14 protein-coding genes and 1 riboswitch are annotated in these 18230 nt (G+C 72.6%); of the genes, 6 read left to right on the top strand and 8 right to left on the bottom strand.

What is annotated here, in order from left to right; genetic code table 11:
• Nucleotides 1-54: 54 nt before the first annotated feature.
• A riboswitch (FMN riboswitch) is annotated at nt 55-185 on the bottom strand.
• A gap of 355 nt (nt 186-540) precedes the next feature.
• Nucleotides 541-2892, top strand: a complete 2352-nt coding sequence (locus JE024_RS29285) for a chitinase C-terminal domain-containing protein (protein WP_205376977.1) — start codon at nt 541-543, stop codon at nt 2890-2892.
• 392 nt (nt 2893-3284) lie between these two features.
• Here JE024_RS29285 and JE024_RS29280 read toward each other — a convergent pair whose 3' ends face one another.
• Nucleotides 3285-4469, bottom strand: a complete 1185-nt coding sequence (locus tag JE024_RS29280) for an ROK family transcriptional regulator (protein ID WP_205376976.1) — start codon at nt 4467-4469, stop codon at nt 3285-3287.
• A 118-nt stretch (nt 4470-4587) separates the two neighbouring features.
• Here JE024_RS29280 and JE024_RS29275 point away from each other — a divergent pair, with 118 nt between their 5' ends.
• Nucleotides 4588-5808, top strand: a complete 1221-nt coding sequence (locus tag JE024_RS29275) for an MFS transporter (protein WP_205376975.1) — start codon at nt 4588-4590, stop codon at nt 5806-5808.
• Here the strand turns inward: JE024_RS29275 and JE024_RS29270 are convergent.
• Nucleotides 5768-6241 (bottom strand): acyl-CoA thioesterase, encoded by a 474-nt coding sequence (locus JE024_RS29270; RefSeq protein WP_372449881.1) that lies wholly within the window; start codon nt 6239-6241, stop codon nt 5768-5770. The two genes, JE024_RS29275 and JE024_RS29270, sit on opposite strands and share 41 nt — an antisense overlap.
• A 181-nt stretch (nt 6242-6422) precedes the next feature.
• Here JE024_RS29270 and JE024_RS29265 point away from each other — a divergent pair, with 181 nt between their 5' ends.
• Entirely contained in the window at nt 6423-7817 is a 1395-nt protein-coding gene (locus JE024_RS29265) for a uracil-xanthine permease family protein (RefSeq protein ID WP_205376974.1), read from the top strand.
• A gap of 153 nt (nt 7818-7970) precedes the next feature.
• Entirely contained in the window at nt 7971-8729 is a 759-nt protein-coding gene (locus JE024_RS29260; protein ID WP_205376973.1) for a DUF5995 family protein, read from the top strand.
• A 61-nt stretch (nt 8730-8790) separates the two neighbouring features.
• Here JE024_RS29260 and JE024_RS29255 read toward each other — a convergent pair whose 3' ends face one another.
• On the bottom strand, nt 8791-10485 hold the full coding sequence (locus JE024_RS29255) for a flavin monoamine oxidase family protein (protein ID WP_205376972.1): 1695 nt from the start codon (nt 10483-10485) through the stop codon (nt 8791-8793).
• A 59-nt stretch (nt 10486-10544) separates the two neighbouring features.
• Complete coding sequence (locus JE024_RS29250) at nt 10545-11342, bottom strand: carbon-nitrogen hydrolase family protein (RefSeq protein ID WP_205376971.1); 798 nt, start codon at nt 11340-11342, stop codon at nt 10545-10547.
• A gap of 310 nt (nt 11343-11652) precedes the next feature.
• On the opposite strand from JE024_RS29250, the gene JE024_RS29245 reads away from it, so the two are divergent.
• Entirely contained in the window at nt 11653-12219 is a 567-nt protein-coding gene (locus JE024_RS29245) for a Repetin (RefSeq protein ID WP_205376970.1), read from the top strand.
• A 207-nt stretch (nt 12220-12426) separates the two neighbouring features.
• Here JE024_RS29245 and JE024_RS29240 read toward each other — a convergent pair whose 3' ends face one another.
• Both JE024_RS29240 and JE024_RS29235 read right to left on the bottom strand, forming a co-directional pair.
• Nucleotides 12427-12882, bottom strand: a complete 456-nt coding sequence (locus JE024_RS29240; protein WP_205376969.1) for an Lrp/AsnC family transcriptional regulator — start codon at nt 12880-12882, stop codon at nt 12427-12429.
• Between the two features lie 10 nt (nt 12883-12892).
• Nucleotides 12893-14365 (bottom strand): amino acid permease, encoded by a 1473-nt coding sequence (locus tag JE024_RS29235; protein WP_205376968.1) that lies wholly within the window; start codon nt 14363-14365, stop codon nt 12893-12895.
• 422 nt (nt 14366-14787) lie between these two features.
• Here JE024_RS29235 and JE024_RS29230 point away from each other — a divergent pair, with 422 nt between their 5' ends.
• The gene (locus JE024_RS29230; RefSeq protein WP_205376967.1) at nt 14788-15189 is read left to right on the top strand and encodes an ATP-binding protein; all 402 of its coding nucleotides are present in this window, start codon (nt 14788-14790) and stop codon (nt 15187-15189) included.
• 299 nt (nt 15190-15488) lie between these two features.
• Here JE024_RS29230 and JE024_RS29225 read toward each other — a convergent pair whose 3' ends face one another.
• Both JE024_RS29225 and JE024_RS29220 read right to left on the bottom strand, forming a co-directional pair.
• Nucleotides 15489-16370 (bottom strand): RNA polymerase sigma factor SigF, encoded by an 882-nt coding sequence (locus JE024_RS29225; protein WP_205376966.1) that lies wholly within the window; start codon nt 16368-16370, stop codon nt 15489-15491.
• Between the two features lie 261 nt (nt 16371-16631).
• The gene (locus JE024_RS29220; RefSeq protein WP_205376965.1) at nt 16632-18074 is read right to left on the bottom strand and encodes a GuaB1 family IMP dehydrogenase-related protein; all 1443 of its coding nucleotides are present in this window, start codon (nt 18072-18074) and stop codon (nt 16632-16634) included.
• Nucleotides 18075-18230 lie beyond the last annotated feature (156 nt).

Raw genomic sequence — 18230 nt, 5'->3', positions numbered from 1 at the left:
CCGTCGAGGACGACGACCGCGCAGACGGCCGGCGCACCCCGTGAGGGTCGCCCGCCGCGCACTGCCTCCCATCCGGACTTTAACCGTCGGTCCAGGAATTTCACCTGGTCAACCGGCCGCTGGCTGCGGACGGGTCGCGGACTGTAACCGCCGGTTCGGAATTGCACCGACCCCGGAGTGCGCTGCTGCTGATACAGGGCCAGTGTGCCACGTCCGGACGGGGGCCATGCGGGTGACGGCCATGACCTGGCTCACATCCCGCCCAGTGGTCACTTACGTCCCACCATGCGGACAGCTGCCCTGCCACCCCTCCCCTCACCGGCGCCTCAATTGGTCCAGACCTATTGACGGGTTGGTCTAGTCCTCTTAATCTCTGCGTCACCTCCGCGGATCCGGCCCGGCGGTGCGCGCACACCACGGGCCAACCACTGAAGTCTGCAAGCCCGTTGTGCCAGCAGTGCCCTTCGTGCAAGGCCGAACACCCTCCGGAACCCGCCGCCCCGACGCGGCCCGGGGGATCCCCACCAGGAGGAACTGACCGTGCAGTCCCCCACCCCCCTGAGAGCCTCGCTGCTCGCCGCCGGCGCCGCCGTCGCCGCGCTGCTCGCGGGTTCGCTCTCGGCCGGCGTCTCCCACGCCGCCGTCGACAACAGCACCTGTCGTCCCGACGGGCTCTACGCCACCCCCGGCGTCGACGTCCCCTACTGCTCCGTCTACGACGAGAACGGCCGAGAGAAGATGGGCGCCGACCACAAGCGCCGCATCATCGGCTACTTCACCAACTGGCGTACGGGCAAGGACGGGAAGCCCTCGTACCTCGCCTCGGACATCCCGTGGGACAAGATCACCCACATCAACTACGCCTTCGCCCACGTCGACTCGGGCAACAAGCTCTCCGTGGGCCCCGACGGGCCGAACAACGCCTCCACCGGCATGACCTGGCCGGGTGTCGCGGGCGCCGAGATGGACCCGTCGCTGCCGTACAAGGGCCACTTCAACCTGCTCAACAAGTACAAGAAGCAGTACCCGGACGTGAAGACGCTCGTCTCGGTCGGCGGCTGGGCGGAGACCGGCGGCTACTTCGACGAGAACGGCAAGCGCGTCGGCTCCGGCGGCTTCTACACGATGGCCACCAACGCCGACGGCTCGGTGAACCAGGCGGGCATCGACACCTTCGCCGAGTCCGCGGTCTCCTTCGTCAAGAAGTACGGCTTCAACGGCGTCGACATCGACTACGAGTACCCGACCTCCATGAAGGACGCCGGGCACCCCGCCGACTTCCCGATCTCCAACGCCCGCCGCGCCGGACTCAACAAGGGCTACGCGGCCCTGATGAAGACCCTGCGCGAGAAGCTGGACCGCGCGGGCGCGGCGGACGGCAAGCACTACCTGCTGACCGTGGCCGCCCCCTCCTCCGGCTACCTGCTGCGCGGCATGGAGACGTTCCAGGTCCAGAAGTACCTGGACTACGTCAACATCATGTCCTACGACCTGCACGGCGCCTGGAACGAGTACGTCGGCCCGAACGCCTCGCTCTTCGACGACGGCAAGGACGCCGAACTGGCGGCGGCCAACGTCTACGGCAGCTCCCAGTACGGCGGCATCGGCTACCTCAACACCGACTGGGCGTACCACTACTTCCGGGGCTCCATGCCGGCCGGCCGCATCAACATCGGCCTGCCGTACTACACCCGCGGCCACAAGAACGTGCAGGGCGGCACGGACGGCCTGTGGGGCAAGGCCGCCGTCTCCTCCTGCCCGGCCGGGTCCGGCCTGACCAAGTGCGGTGACGGCGCGGTCGGCATCGACAACCTCTGGCACGACAAGGACGACAACGGCGTCGAGTCCCCGGCGGGCTCCAACCCGATGTGGCACGCCAAGAACCTGGAGAAGGGGATCGTCGGCGACTACGTCACCCAGTACGGCTTCCCGGCGAACACCACGCTGACCGGCACCTACGCCCGCAAGTACAGCTCCACGCTGGTCGCGCCGTGGCTGTGGAACGCCGAGAAGAAGGTCTTCCTCTCCACCGAGGACGAGCAGTCGATCGGCACCAAGGCCGACTACGTCGTGGACCGCGGCATCGGCGGCTCGATGATCTGGGAACTGGCCGGCGACTACCAGTGGAACGCCGCCAAGGGTCAGTACGAGATGGGCGAGACCCTCTCCACGCTGATGTACGACAAGTACAAGGCGGCCTCCCCGTACGGCGCCAAGAAGTCGAACGCGGCGCTGCCGTCCGAGGCGGTCGACGTGGACGTGGAGTTCACCGAGTTCAAGCTCGGCGACTCCAACTACCCGATCACGCCGAAGCTGCGGATCACCAACAACACGAAGACGGCGCTGCCCGGCGGCACGGAGTTCCAGTTCGACTACGCCACCGCCGCCCCGCCCAACGCCTCGGACCAGTCCGGCTTCGGCACCAAGGTCATCAGCAGCGACCACACCGGCGGCAACGTGGGCGGCCTGAAGGGCGACTTCCACCGGGTCTCGCTGAAGCTGCCGGCGTGGCAGTCCCTGGCGCCCGGCGCCACCGTGGACCTGTCGTTCAACTACTACCTGCCGGTGTCGACGCCCTCCAACTGGACGGTGAGGATCGGCGAGAAGACGTACGCGATCGAGGGCGACCTGGCCCGCGGCACGACCCTCGTCGAGCCGGGCACCGGCGGCACCCCGTCGCCGTCCCCCTCGCCGAGCCAGTCCGGCGGGACCGGCGGCACGGGCGGCGGGGGCACCTGCTCCGCCCCCGCGTGGTCGGCGTCGAGCCAGTACGGCGGCGGCACGACCGTGTCCCACGCGGGGCACACCTGGAAGTCCAAGTGGTGGACGACCAACGAGGAGCCCGGCAAGACCGGCGAGTGGGGGGTGTGGCAGGACCTGGGAGCCTGCTGACCCACCGACGGGCGGCCTCGCGCCGCCCGCCCGGGGCCCGGTGCCGTGCGCGAGCACGCACCGGGCCCCGGTGCGTGCCGGGCGGGCGCCGGGCCCCGGGCGTGCAGGGGCGGTGGTCGGGTGCGGGGCCTGCGGGGCGGGCGGCCGCCGTGCGTGCGGGGACGGGCGCCAGGCCCGTGCGTGCAGGGGCGGTGGTCGGGCCCCGTGCATGCAGGGGCGGTGGTCGGGTGCGGGGCGGGCGTCGGGCGGCCGCCGTGCGTGCGGGCACCGGGACCCGGTGCGTGCAGGGGCGGGCGTCGGGCCCCCGTGCGTGCGGGCCCGCGTCCCGGGTGACCCGCCGCCGCCTCGGGGGCGTCACACCGCCGGCGCGCAGCCGCCCGCCCCCTGGCCGGCTACGCCGGGCCGCCCGCGAAGAGGTCGTCCTGGGCCGCCTCCTGGGCCATCAGGAGGGCGCCGCGCAGGACGGCGCCGCCGCCGAGCGTGCCGGGGCGGACCTCGGTGCGCAGCGGGGACATCGCGGCGAGGCTCCCGCCCACCCGGGCCGCGAGTTCCGGTCCGCCGGCGTGGCCGACCTCCCCGCCCAGCACCACGCAGCCGGGGTCAAGCACCGAGACGACCGCGGCGGCGCCCAGCGCCAGGCGGCCGGCGAGTTCCCCGACGAAGGCGGTGTGCCCGCCGGCCACGGCGGCCGCGACCACCTCGGCCGCGGCGGGGGCCTCGGAGAGGGCGTCCCGCCCTTCGGGCAGCAGCCCGTGCCGCTCGGCGAGCGCGCAGACGGCGGCCGACCCCGCCAGGGAGTGGAAGCCGCCGTCGCAGTCGACGGCGGACGGCATCCCGCCGGTGCCCGGTACCGGGAGGAAACCGATCTCGCCGGCCCCGCCGGACGAGCCGCGGCGCAGCCGCCCGTCGAGGACGAGTCCGGCGCCGACGCCGTGCCCGAGCCACAGGAAGGCGAAGGACTCCCGGTCGCTGGCCGCGCCGACGCGCTGCTCGGCGAGGGCCGCGAGGTTGGTCTCGTTCTCGACGACGACCCGGGCGGGCAGCCGGTGCTGGAGGGCGGTCACCAGGCGGCGGTGCCAGGCGGGCAGCCCGGTGGTCTCCCGGAGTTCGCCGGTGGCGGGGTCGATCAGCCCGGGGGCGCCGATGCCGACGCTGTGCAGCCGGGCGGCGCCGGCCCGGGCGACGGCGCCCTCCAGCAGGGCGACGGCCTGCTCGACGGCGGGCTCGGTGCCCGTGTCGCCGCCGATGGGCAGGGACGCCCGGGCGAGCGTGGTGCCGAGGAGGTCCGCGACGACCACGGTGACGCTGCGCATGCGCACGTCGAGCGCGGCGAGGTGCGCCCGCTCGGCGACGATCCCGTAGAGCCGGGCGTTGGGCCCGCGCCGTTCGGCGCCCGCCTCGCCGACGACGCGCACCAGCCCCGATCCCTGGAGCCGCTCCACGAGATCGGCGACCGTGGGCCGGGACAGTCCGGTCATGGCCTTCAGTTGTCCTGCCGTCAACGGGCCCTCCCGCTGGAGCAGTTCCAGGGCGAGGCGGTCGTTGATGGCCCGGGCGGTGCTCGGGGATGCGGGCATACCGGAATCCTTCCAGACGTCCCGGCGTGCGCCGTGCGCGGTCTCTTCCCGGGCTCTATTTATCAGGCAGGCTTCCTGATAGTTTACGTCCCACATTCTCGGGGAGGGGTACACCCATATGCTCAGCGAACCGGCAGCCGCGCCGAAGCTCCAGGAGCTCAAGCGCGCCCGTATCGCCGTCGCCGTCGTCTTCTGCGTGCACGGCGCGGTCACCGGCAGCTTCGCCACCCGGATCCCCTGGATCCAGGACCACGCCGGGGTGAGCGCCGGCCAGTTGGGGCTCGCGCTCGCGTTCCCCGCGCTCGGCGCCTCCGTGGCGATGCCGCTCGCCGCCGCCGTCAGCCACCGCCTCGGCGCCCGCAACGCCCTGCGCGGCCTGCTCGCCCTGTGGACGCTCAGCCTGATCCTGCCGTCGCTCGCCCCGAACCTGGTGACGCTGTGCCTCGGGCTCTTCGTCTACGGCGCCACGGCCGGCATGTCCGACGTGGCGATGAACGCACTGGGCGTGGAGATCGAGAACCGCCTCGACCGGTCGATCATGTCCTCGCTGCACGGCATGTGGAGCGCCGGCGCCCTGATCGGCTCGGCCGTGGGAACGCTCGCCGCCCATCTGGGCACGGACGCGCGTCTGCACCACGCACTCGCCGCCGCGGCCCTGACGGTGTTCGGGCTGATCGCCTGCCAGGGCGTGCTGGACCTGCGGAGCGCCCCCGACGAGGAGGCGCCCCCGCGCTTCACGCTGCCGCCCCGCTCGGCCCTGGTCATCGGCGCGGTCGGCTTCTGCGCGGTGTTCGCGGAGGGGGCGAGCCTCGACTGGTCGGCGGTCTACCTGCGGGACGTGATGGACACGTCCGCCGGACTCGCGGCCGCGTCGACCACGGCGTTCGCCCTGATGATGGCGATCGCCCGGCTGGCGGGCGACCGGATCGTGGACCGGTTCGGGCCGGTGCGCACGGTCCGCACCGGCGGGGTGCTGGCGACGGCCGGCGGCCTGCTGGTGGTCGCCGCGCCCCATCCGGCGCTCGCCATGGCCGGCTTCGGTCTGATCGGGCTGGGCGTGGCGGTGGTCGTACCGCTCGCCTTCGCCGCCGCCGGGCGCAGCGGCCCGAACCCCAGCCAGGCCATCGCCGGTGTCGCCACCATCACCTACACGTCCGGGCTGATCGCCCCGTCCGCGATCGGGGCCGTGGCCGACGTGACGAGCCTGGTGGTCTCCTTCGGCCTGGTCACGGCCCTGGCGCTGGGGCTGGTCGTCGGCGCGGGGGTGCTGCGCTCGGCGGGCCGGGAGAGCGCGCCGGTCAGCCCCCGGGACGCAGCAGTGCCCGACCGGCGTCCCTGAAGCGCGCGCTCCAGGGCGCGGGCCGCAGGGTGGCCGCGTCCAGCCGGACGAGGACGCGGCTGCCGCGGGCGTAGGTCGTGGCGCCGTCGGCGGAGCAGAAGCGGAAGCCGTAGGTGAGCCCGGTCGTGCCGAGGCGGTCGAGCCACAGGTGCACGGCGTACCCACCCGCCCGGGTCACCGGCCGCTCGTAGCCGATGCGCAGTTCCCGCACGGCGTTGCAGGCGTCCTCGGCCGCCGCCCAGTCGCCCTCGTAGCCGAAGCCGTGCCCCGCCCAGTACGCCCCCCAGGCGCGCTCGACGAGCAGCGGGTAGCGGGCGTTGTGCAGCAGGCCGAGGGCGTCCAGGTCGTCGAAGTGCACCTCGACGGGGACCAGGACGCCGGGGGCGGTGGCGCTGTCCGCCGGCACGGAAGGGGAGGGGGCGTGGGTGGTCACGGGTGGTACTCCAGAGGCGGTGCGGGGCGGTGCCGAGCGGTGCGGCCGGCCGGTGTCGGCCGAAATCGATTCATCCTAAGCGGTCGCTCAGCACCCTGGAACCAGATCCTCCGCCGGTGCCGCGACGGCGGGCCACTACGATGTCGCCGATCCTTGACTACTGCATGAAGTGGAGCGGCCCGTGAATCTCGGCGTGCGCTGGACCCTGCACGGCGACGGGCGGACCCCCGCCCCCGGTGCCGTCGTACGACCCGACGAGCGGCTGTCATGGCCGAGAACCGCCGGTCTCGGCGCCCAGCACGTGGTCGCCATGTTCGGCGCCTCGTTCGTCGCGCCCGTGCTGATGGGTCTCGACCCGAACCTCGCGATCATGATGTCCGGCGTGGCGACGGTGATCTTCCTGCTCGCCACCCGCGGCAAGGTCCCCAGCTACCTCGGCTGCTCGCTCTCCTTCGTCGGCGTGGCCGCCACCATCCGCGCGACGGGCGGCGACAGCGCCACCGTGACCGGCGCCGTCCTGGTGGTCGGCGCCGTGCTCTTCGCCGCCGGACTCGCGGTGCGGCACTTCGGCGCGCGGATCATCCACGCGACGATGCCCCCGATCGTGACCGGCGCCGTGGTCATGCTGATCGGCTTCAACCTGGCCCCGGTCACCGCCGCCACCTACTGGCCGCAGGACCAGTGGACGGCCCTGCTGGTCATGCTCTTCACCGGGCTCGCGGTGGTGTGCCTGCGCGGCTTCTTCTCCCGCGTCGCGATCTTCCTCGGTCTGATCTTCGGATACGTCCTCTCCTGGGCGCTGGACCGGATCTTCGGGCAGATCCACTCCCCCGCCGGCGGCGGCGAGGCCGTGGACCACTGGCGCCTGGACCTCTCCGGCGTCGGGCAGGCCGACTGGATCGGGCTGCCCTCCTTCCACGCCCCGAGCTTCGAGTGGTCGGCGATCCTGGTGGCCCTCCCGGTGGTCATCGCGCTCATCGCGGAGAACGCCGGGCACGTGAAGGCGGTCGGCGAGATGACCGGCGACCCGATCGACGACAAGCTGGGCACCGCCATCGCGGCCGACGGCGCCGCCTCGATGCTGTCCACCGCCGTCGGCGGCCCGCCGAACACCACGTACTCCGAGAACATCGGCGTCATGGCGGCCACCCGGGTGTACTCCACGGCCGCCTACTGGGCCGCCGCCGCGTTCGCGCTGCTCTTCGGTCTGTGCCCCAAGTTCGGCGCCGTGGTGGCGGCGATCCCGGGCGGTGTGCTGGGGGGCATCACCGTGATCCTCTACGGCATGATCGGCCTGCTCGGCGCGCAGATCTGGATCAACGCGAAGGTCGACCTGCGCAACCCGCTGAACCTGGTCCCCGCCGCCGCGGGCATCATCATCGGCGTCGGCGGCGTCAGCCTGAAGATCACCGACAACTTCGAGCTGGGCGGGATCGCGCTGGGCACGCTCGTGGTCATCACCGGCTACCACGTGCTGCGCGCCTTCGCGCCGGCCCACCTCAAGGAGCCCGCGACCCGGGAGGAGCCCCTCCTCGACTCCGGCACCTCCTCGTACGACGACGACACCAAGCGCTGACGCGCACGGCCCCGGGCCGTCGCGGTTCCGGGACACACCACGGAGCGCCACACGCCCCCGGGCCGTCGCGCCGACGGGCCGCGGCGTCCTCCTTTCCGGGGAAGCCGCGGCCCGTCAGCGTGTCCGCGGCCCCGCGCCTGGGACGCTGCCTCCATGGCGCAGAGGGAACAGCTCGCGGTACGGACGGTGCGCGGCCCGTCCGCGCCGGGCAGCGGCGGGACGGCGGCGGCGGACGGCCCCGCCGGGCCGGCCGCGGGGCTCGGCTCCGTGGCCGCGCGGATGCGGGCCTGCGGCGCGCGCTGGCCGGCCGCGGACGGCATGGCGGTCTTCAACCGGGTGTACCTCACGGTCACCGAGGAGCTGGCCGGGCGGGTGGCGGGCGGGCACTTCCCCGACCGCCGGGCCGCCGGGACCCTCGGGACGGTCTTCGCCGAGCGCTACCTGGAGGTCGCCGAGTCCGGCGGCGACGGGCCCCGGCCGCCCGCCTGCTGGCGGCCCCTGCTCCAGTACCGCGGTCACCCCGGGATCCGCCCGCTCCAGTTCGCGCTGGCCGGCGTCAACGCCCACATCGGGCACGACCTGCCGCTCGCGGTGGTGGACGCCTGCCGGGCGCTGGACTGCGCGCCGCCCGCGCTGGAGGACGAGTTCGAGCGGGTCGGCGATCTGCTGGTGCTGCTGGAGGAACGCGTCCGCGAGGACCTGATGCCGGGCCCGGACCTGCTCCAGGTCGCCGACCCGCTGACCCATCTGGTGGGCGCCTGGTCCCTGGAGCGCGCGCGGGAGGCCGCCTGGTCCGCCGCGCGGCTGCTCTGGGGCATGCGGGAACTGCCAAGCCTGGCCGCGGAGTTCACCGAGCGGCTGGACGCGGGCGTCGGCCTGGTGGGCCGCTGCCTCCTCACGCCCTGCCGCTGAGACGTCCCCGGCGCCCGGCGCCGGGCGCCGCTCCCCCGGGCGGCCCCCGTCGGTCCTCCGGTCAGTCCTCCGGCAGCTCGACGGGCGCGATCTCGTCGTACACGTCGCCGGGGCCCGGGTTGGTCGGGTCGGTCGTGCCGCCGAACTGGTGCATCACGCCCCAGACGGCGTTGAGCGCGGTCTGCACGGCGCCCTCGGCCCAGCCGGCCGTCCAGGAGATGTCGTCGCCGGCCAGGAAGATGCCCCGCTTGTCCTCGGGCAGCCGGTCCTGCATGAAGTGGGTGAACAGCCGCCGCTGGTAGCGGTAGTGGCCCGGCAGGTTGGCCTTGAACGCGCCCATGAACCAGGGCTCGTTCTCCCAGGAGACGGTGACCGGGTTGCCGATGATGTGGCTCCGGATGTCGACGTCCGGGTAGATCTCGCCCAGGGACTTCAGCATCACCTCCATCCGCTCGTTCGCGGACAGCGGCAGCCACTTCAGGCTGTCGTCGCACCAGGTGTACGACAGGCAGATGACGGCGGGCCGGTCGGGGCCGTCGTCGAGCAGGTAGGTGCCGCGGGTCATCCGGTCGGTGAGCGTCATCGACATGGTGTCCCGGCCGGTGCGCGCGTCCTTGTCCAGCCAGAACGGCCGGTCGACGGGCACGAACAGCTTCGAGGACTCCATGTAGTGGGTGCGCTCCATCGCCGTCCAGTGGTCGATGGGGAACAGCGCGTCGTCGCAGGCGATCTTCGAGAGCAGCAGCCAGGACTGCGCGGTGAAGACCGCCGCGCGGTAGGTGCGGATGTCGCCGGCCGCGTCGGTCACCGTGATCCGGTTGCCCGCGGTGCGGGACAGGCGGGTGACGGCGGGGCGGGGGTCGCCGCCGTGGAGCGAGGAGAGCGAGGTGCCGAGCGGCCAGTGCACGATCTTGGCGGGCTCGCGCTCCCACAGGCGCAGCGGAAGCTGCTGGCTGCCCTCGACGATGCCGCGGTGGTGGTCGTCGGCCTCGGAGTAGACGACCCGCAGGATCTCCAGGATGGAGTTGGGGAAGTCGGTGTCCCAGCCGCCGGTGCCGAAGCCGACCTGGCCGAAGATCTCGCGGTGCCGGAAGGACTTGAACGCCTCGGAGTCGCAGAGGAAGCCGTAGAAGGTCTGGTTGTCCAGCTTCTCGACGAGCCTCGCCCAGATCTCCCGGATGCGCGGGACGTCGCGCTCGCGCATGGCGCGGTTCATGTCGGAGAAGTCCGCGCCCTCCTCCAGGCAGGCGTTCCAGGCGTTCATCACGTCGCGGTAGACCTGCGGCAGGTCGTCGATGGTCTCCGCGTAGTGCGACTCGCCCTTGAGGTCGACGACGGTGGACGGCGTCGAGGGCGCCAGCGGGTTGGGGAAGGGGCGGGTCGTGAGCCCCACGAGGTCGATGTAGTGCTGGAGCGCGGTCGACGACGGCGGGAAGCGCATGGCGCCCATCTCCGCGGTCAGCCCGCCCTCGCAGCCCTCGAAGCCGACCGTGCGCAGCCGGCCGCCGATCTCGTCCGCCTCGTACACGACGGGCTTCAGGCCCATCTTCATCAGCTCGTAGGCGGCGACGATGCCCGAGAGGCCGCCGCCGATGACCGCGACCTCGGCGCCGTGCTCGGTCGCGGGTATCTGCCCGATGCCCGCCGGGTGGGCGAGGAAGTCGTCGTAGGCGTAGGGGAAGTCCGGGCCGAACATGGTGATCGGCGGCTGCTCGTCGCTGTGCTGGACGGCGGTGGTGGGCACCGTGGACGTCATGGGGTACGGACTCCTTGCGCGGAACGATGAAGCGGAGGGGAAGCGGGGAAGCGGCGCGGTCAGCTCAGGGAGCCGTACAGACCGGGGCGGCGGTCGCGCAGATACGGGTTGTTCTCCCGCGAGGCGGCCAGCAGGGCGGGGTCGACCTCGCCCACGACGAGTTCCTCGCCGCGTCCGGCCCGGGTGCGCACCGCGCCGTCGGGGCTCGCGAGCGAGCTCAGCCCGACGAACTCGAACTCGCCCTCCGCGCCGGTGCGGTTGACGTACGCGATGTACATCTGGCTCTCGAAGGCGCGGACCGGGACGAGCGACTCGGCGACGAACTGGAACGGGTGCATCTGCGCGGTCGGCACCAGCAGCAGGTCGGTGCCGGCGAGGGCGTGGGCCCGGACGTTCTCCGGGAACTCCACGTCGTAGCAGATGAGCAGGCCGATGCGGACGCCGTCCAGCTCCGCCTGCACCACCGGCAGGTCGCCCGGGGTGAACCACCGCTGCTCGAAGCAGCCGAAGAGATGGGTCTTGCGGTAGTTCGCCAGCCGGGTGCCGTCGGAGCCGATGAGCTGGGCGGAGTTGTGGACCAGCTCGCCCGCGCGCTCCGGGTAGCCGTAGTGGACGGCGATGCCGTGCCGTACGGCGATGTCCGCGACCGCCCGGGCGCCGGGTCCGTCGGCAGCCTCGGCGAGCACCGGGACGTCGTCGCCGATCGCGTAGCCGGTGAGGAACATCTCGGGGGCGACCAGCAGCCGGGCACCGGCCTCGGCCGCACGGCCCGCGGCCTCGTCGAGCACCTTCAGATTCGCGGCGACATCACCGGGGACGCCGGAACTCTGGAGCAGGGCGGTGCGCAACGGCGGCATGGGTGACCTCGGACGACGGTACGGGGGACGGGGAGACGTCCAAAACGGTACGGTCCGCCCTCCCGCCGCGACAAGGCGCGTCCGTTGCGCGCCGACGGCCGATCCGTTGCGTCCTGGAAGGCCTGTGCGGCGATTCGTTGCGCCGACCCGGGCGCTACCGCGGAGGTACCCGCCTACGACCGCCGGCGGACCTTCCGGGAGGCGCTGCCCGCCGCCCGGCGGAGACGGTACGGGCCCCTGGCGCGATGTACCGCGGACCCCCCGCCGGAAGAGTGTGACGTGTTCGCCTCACCTGTGGAAAGGACCTCCCATGAAGAAGCGCACCGTCACCCGTCGCGCCGGGATCGCCGCGATCGGCGCCGCCCTGCTGATCACCGCCGGGGCCACCGGCTCCGCCGTCGCCTCCGGCGAGGCGGGCGTCACGGGGAAGACGCCGCGCGACGCCGCCGCCCTCACCGGCTCGGCGAAGCTCTACCGGTCGCTCGGCGACGACATCACCTTCACCTTCGACGCCCGGCTCGCGGCCGAGCACAACGACGACCCGACCCGGGCGACCGGCACCTTCCGGTTCAGCCACTTCCTCCACGGCGAGGGCGCCTGGGCGGAGGCGGAGGTGGACTGCCTGATCACCGGCGGCAAGGTGGCCGTGGTGTCCGGCGTGATCACCAGGAGCGATCTGGAGGGGGCCGAGGGGCGGCGGGTCGGCATCACCGTGCACGACCTGGGCGGCAAGGACCGGCTGGGGTACAGCTGGGCGTCCACCGGCAGCCCGGTGGACCAGGGCGACGTGCCCAAGTGCGTGGGCTCGGCGCCGTTCGAGAAGGTGAAGCACGGCACCGGCGACTTCCGGGTGCTGCCCTGGAAGCCGGCGCTCTGACCCGCCGGGAACGCCGCGCGGCCCGCACCCGGCGGACGTGCCGGGCGCGGGCCGCGGTGCCGGCCGCTCAAGCGCTGCCGACCGGTCAAGGGCGGCCGATGCTCACGGCCGTTGAAGCGGTGCCGGCCGTTCAAGCACTGCCGATGCTCACGGCCGTCGAAGCGGTGCCGGATGTGCCGGCCGCACCCGGGGGCCGGCGGCTCCGTCTCAGGCGGGCGAGCCGGAGGAGAAGCGCCGCAGCAGCGGCGACAGGACCAGCACCGACTTGGTGCGCTCGACGAACGGCTCGCCCGCGATCCGCTCCAGCACCCGCTCGAAGTGCCGCATGTCGGAGGCGAAGACCTGGACGAGGGCGTCCGCGTCACCGGTGACCGTCGAGGCGGACACCACCTCCGGATAGCGCTCCAGGCCGCGGCGGATGTCGTCGGGCGAGGTGTTGTGGCGGCAGAAGATCTCGACGAACCCCTCGGTCTCCCAGCCGAGCGCCGCCGGGTCGACCCGCACGGTGAAGCCGGTGATCGCCCCCTCCGCGCGGAGCCGGTCCACCCGGCGCTTGACCGCCGGGGCCGACAGTCCGACGACCTGGCCGATGTCGGCGTAGGAGCGGCGGGCGTCCTCGGCGAGGGCGTGGACGATGCGTTCGTCGAGATCGTTCAGTCGCACTGCGGGTGGATCACTTCTCTGCGGGGTGGAGGCGGGAGCGGCGGTGGCCGTACAGGAAGTAGAACACGAGGCCCGCCGCCATCCAGCCACCGAAGACCGCCCAGGTCACGCCCGGCAGGCTGACCATCATCCAGGCGCAGAAGAGGAATCCGAGCACCGGCGTCACCGGGAAGAGCGCCACGCGGAACGTGCGGGGCATGTCGGGCCGGGTGCGGCGCAGGATCACGACGGCCACGTTGACCAGCGCGAACGCGAAGAGGGTGCCGATGCTGGTGGCGTTGGCCAGCTCGCCCAGCGGGATGAAGGCGGCGAGCGCGCCGCAGAAGAGGGAGACGATCACGGTGTTGGCGCGCGGCGCGCCGGTCCGCGGGTTCACCCGGGCGAAGACCTTCGGCACGAGCCCGTCGCGGGACATCGCGAAGAGGATGCGGGTCTGCCCGTACAGCACCGCGAAGACGACGCTGGCGATGGCGACGACGGCGCCCGCGGCGAGCACCACGCTCCAGAAGGAGTGCCCGGTGACGTCCTGCATGATCCGGGCCAGCGCGGCCTCGGTGCCCTCGAAGTCCTGCCACGGCGTGGCGCCGACGGCGACGAGTGCGACGAGGCAGTACAGGACGGTGACGATCAGCAGCGACAGCATGATGGCGCGGGGCAGGTCCCGCTTGGGGTTCTTCGCCTCCTCGCCGGCGGTCGACGCCGCGTCGAAGCCGATGTACGAGAAGAACAGGGTCGCGGCGGCGGCGCTGATGCCGGTGATGCCCAGCGGGGCGAGCGGGGTGTAGTTGCCGGCCTTGATGCCGAGGAAGCCGATGGCGCAGAAGAGCAGCAGGGTCGCGATCTTCACCACGACCATGACGGTGTTGATGCGCGCGCTCTCCTTGGCGCCGCCCATCAGGAACACCATGGCGAGCAGCACGACCACCAGCGCCGGCAGATTGATCAGACCGCCCTCGCCCAGCGGGGCGGAGACCGAGGCGGGGATGGTGACGCCGATCGTGCCGTCGAGCAGTTCGTTGAGGTACTCGCCCCAGCCGACCGCGACGGCGGCCACGGAGACGCCGTACTCCAGGATCAGACACCAGCCGCAGATCCAGGCGACGAGCTCGCCCATGGTGGCGTAGGAGTAAGAGTACGAGGAGCCGGAGACGGGGACCGCCCCGGCGAGCTCCGCGTACGACAGCGCCGAGAACAGCGCGGTGAGACCCGCGAGCACGAACGAGACGGCGACGGCGGGGCCCGCGAGCGGGGTGGCCTCGCCGAGGACGACGAAGATCCCGGTGCCGAGCGTGGCGCCGATGCTGATCATCGTGAGCTGCCACATCGACAGCGAGCGGCGCAGCGCGCCGCCCTCGCCCTGGCCGCCCTCGGCCACCAGCTGGTCGACGGGCTTGCGCCGCATCAGGCGCGCACCGAGCCCGGGGCCCGGGGAGGGCGAGGCGGACGGATCGGTCGCGGGCGGGGCTGCGCCGTGATCCAGCACGGGGGGGGACTCCTTCGTCGCTGCTTCGGTGAGGGAGACCCACGGCGGCCCGCGCGCATGCCGAAGAGGCCCGCGCATGGGGGGACAGGACCGCCGAGCAGACGGTCACCGCCACTCCTGGTACGGGGCCAGAGCCTACGAGTAGGCAGGTCATGGCCGTAATGCACCATTATTGCTCATCGGCGGACGATCATTGCGCGTCGGCCGGGTACGCGGGGAAACATTGCGCCGGAGCGCACGGGAACGCCGTTCGGGGCGGGGCGGGCTCCTCCGCCGAGGTCGGGCAGATCCCCGTTCGGAGCCGGGCGGGATCCCCTTTCGGAGCCGGGCGGACCGGCTCCGGGGCCGCTTCCTTCCGGTCCGGGTACCGGCCCGGTGAACTCGCGGTCATGAACCGCGCGCGGCTGGGTAGACGACGCGTGATGAATGCTCAGCCGCCGCACATGGTGCTCCAGGAATCGCCCCCGCAGGAGTCGGGTGGCGCGGGCGCGCGCAGCGCGACCGCCGAGTTCCTCGCACAGCACTGCCCCTGGGCGGATCTGGACGCCGTGCTGCTCGTCGTCTCCGAGCTGGTCGCCAACGCGGCCCGCCACACGGCCGGCTGGTGGCGGCTGCGGCTGACCGCGGGCTCGGACACCCTCGTGGTGGAGATCGACGACTCCAGCCCCCAGCTGCCGGTGGCCCGTGAGCCGGACCTCGCCGGCGGCGGCGGTTTCGGCTGGCACATGGTGCAGCGGCTCGCCGGCCATGTCGAGGTGAGCCTCCAGCCGTACGGCAAGCGGGTCCAGGCGGCGTGGATGCGCACCGCCCCCGTGGCCTGCTGAGCCCTCCCCCGCCGGGCCACTCCGCAGATCCCTGCCAGGCCCTTCGGCCGAGCCTTTCCACCGCCCCCTGCCGGGCCCTTTCGCCGGGCCTCTCCACAGCCGACGGCCGGTGCCCTTCGGCCGGGCCTCTCCGCAGCCGACGGCCGAGGCGGCCGCCCCCGGCCGCACACCGCGGAAGCGCACACGGACAGAGGCGCACACCACAGAAGCGGCGTCCCGGAGACGGGACGCCGCTTCTGCCGTGGGGGGAACATGGCTCGGGGGCCGGGGGTGGGGTGTGTCCCCCGGCCGGCGGGAGGTCACTCCACGAGCAGCAGACCCTCGCGCAGCCGCCCGGTGATCCGGGACAGCAGCCGGGAGACGTGCATCTGCGAGACACCGAGCGCCTCGCCGATCTCGGACTGGGTCATCTCGTCGCCGAAGCGCATCTGCAGGATCCGGCGGTCACGCTCGTCGAGGCCCTCGATCATCGGCTTGAGCGCCTGCACGTTCTCCGCGATCTCCAGGTCCGCGTCGGGCGCGCCGAGACGGTCGGAGAGCGGAACGGCGGCGTGGTCGGAGGCGTCGTCCATGGGCATGTCGATGGAGCCGGCCGTGTAGCCGTTGCTCGCGACGACGCCCTCGATGACCTCGTCCTCGTCGATCCCGAGGTGCTCGGCGAGCTCCGCGGTGGTCGGGGCGTGGTCGAGCTTCTGCGAGAGCTCGTCCACCGCCTTGGCGAGGTCGATCCGCAGCTCCTGGAGCCGGCGCGGCACATGGACGGCCCAGCTCGTGTCGCGGAAGAAGCGCTTGATCTCACCGACGATGTACGGGACGGCGAAGGTGGCGAACTCGACCTCGCGGCTGAGCTCGAACCGGTCGATCGCCTTGATCAGGCCGATGGTGCCGACCTGGACGATGTCCTCCATCTGCTCCGCGCGGTTGCGGAAGCGGCCGGCCGCGTACTTGACCAGGGCCAGGTTCAGCTCGATGAGGGTGTTGCGCACGTACTGGTACTCGTGGGTGCCCTCTTCGAGGACGGTCAGCCGCGCGAAGAAGACCTTCGAGATCTCACGGGCGTCCTTCGGTGCCACCTCCCCCGGGTTCTGCACCTCCGGAAGGTCGAGCTCCGCCATGCGCGGGCGCTGCGACGCTGTGGACGTGACTGCGTTCTGAACCGCGCTCGCCGTGGACACGTTCATCCTCCCCTGCTCCGATGTCACTGCGAAGGCGCGCCTACCCCCGAAGTCCCCTCCCATGCCGAGGAATTTCGAGAATCCCGGATTTTTCTTCCCGGGGCCCGTCTCGGGGGCGATTCGGGCCCGTCTCGGGGGCGGATACGGCCCGACGCGTGGGCGGTTCCGGGTGTTTCGAGGTGGTTCGAGACGTTCCCGGGGCGGAGAAACCGCCGCCGCCCGGCCCCACGGGACGCGCGGGACCGGGCGGCGGCTGCGGACGGACCGTCAGCTCCAGCTCGCGTGCAGCGGCTTGCCCTCGGCGTAGCCCGCGGCGCTCTGCACGCCCACGACGGCGTTCTCGGCGAACTCCTCCAGCGAGCCGGCGCCCGCGTAGGTGCAGGAGGAGCGGACGCCCGCGATGATCGAGTCGATGAGGTCCTCGACACCGGGCCGCGCCGGGTCCAGGAACATCCGCGAGTGGGAGATGCCCTCCTCGAACAGCGCCTTGCGGGCACGGTCGTAGGACGACTCCTCGCTGGTGCGGTTGCGCACCGCGCGGGCCGACGCCATGCCGAAGGACTCCTTGTAGAGCCGGCCGTCCGCGGCCTGCTGGAGGTCGCCCGGGGATTCGTAGGTGCCCGCGAACCAGGAGCCGATCATCACGTTGGACGCCCCGGCGGCCAGCGCCATGGCCACGTCGCGCGGGTGGCGGACACCGCCGTCGGCCCAGACGTGCTTGCCGTACTTCTTCGCCTCGGCGGCGCACTCCAGCACGGCGGAGAACTGGGGGCGGCCGACCCCGGTCATCATGCGGGTGGTGCACATGGCGCCCGGCCCGACACCGACCTTGATGATGTCGGCGCCCGCCTCGATGAGGTCGCGGACGCCCTCGGCGGCCACGATGTTGCCCGCCACGATCGGCACCGAGGGGTCGAGGCCGCGCACCGCGCGGACGGCGCTGATCATCGACTCCTGGTGGCCGTGCGCGGTGTCGACGACGAGCGTGTCGACGCCCGCGTCGAGCAACTGCTTCGCCTTGCCCGCGACATCGCCGTTGATCCCGACGGCGGCGGCGATGCGGAGCCTGCCCCGTGCGTCGAGGGCGGGCGCGTAGAGGGTGGCGCGCAGGGCGCCCTTGCGCGTCAGCACACCCGCCAGCCGGCCCTCGGCGTCGACGGCGGGCGCGTAGCGGCGGTTGGCGTTGTCGAGGGTGGTGAACGCCTCGCGCGGGTCGATGCCGGCGTCGAGCAGCAGCAGGTCGCGGGACATCACCTCGGAGAGCTGCGTGAAGCGGTCGACGCCGGCGAGGTCGTGGTCGGTGACGATGCCGACGGGGCGCCGCTCGTCGTCGACGACGACCCCGGCGCCGTGCGCCCGCTTCGGCAGCAGGGACAGCGCGTCGGCGACGGTCTGGTGGGGGGCGAGGACGATCGGCGTGTCGAGCACGTGGTGGCGCGACTTGACCCACGCGATGACGTCGGTGACCACCTCGATCGGAATGTCCTGGGGGATCACGACGAGACCGCCGCGGCGGGCGACGGTCTCGGCCATCCGGCGGCCGGCGATGGCCGTCATGTTGGCGACCACCAGCGGGACGGTGGTGCCGGTGCCGTCGGGGGACGAGAGGTCCACACCCTGACGGGAACCCACGGCCGAACGCCGCGGCACCATGAACACATCGTCGTACGTCAGGTCGTACAGCGGCTTCTGGTCATTGAGAAAACGCACGTGCTGAACATCCCAGTCGATCGGAGTTGGCCCCCCGACGGACACGGCCGGAGGAAAACGCACGTACTTCATTCTCCCATGTGGCGGCCTCGGATATGCCCCGGCAGAAGCTCCAGTCCCGGCGGCCGGCCCCGAGCGGATCCTCCAAACGCCGGC

The sequence above is a fragment of the Streptomyces zhihengii genome (assembly GCF_016919245.1).
In the GTDB taxonomy this organism is placed as follows: domain Bacteria; phylum Actinomycetota; class Actinomycetes; order Streptomycetales; family Streptomycetaceae; genus Streptomyces; species Streptomyces zhihengii.
The sequence above is the reverse complement of the archived record's forward strand: the minus strand, read 5'-3'. Positions and strand labels throughout refer to the sequence as shown.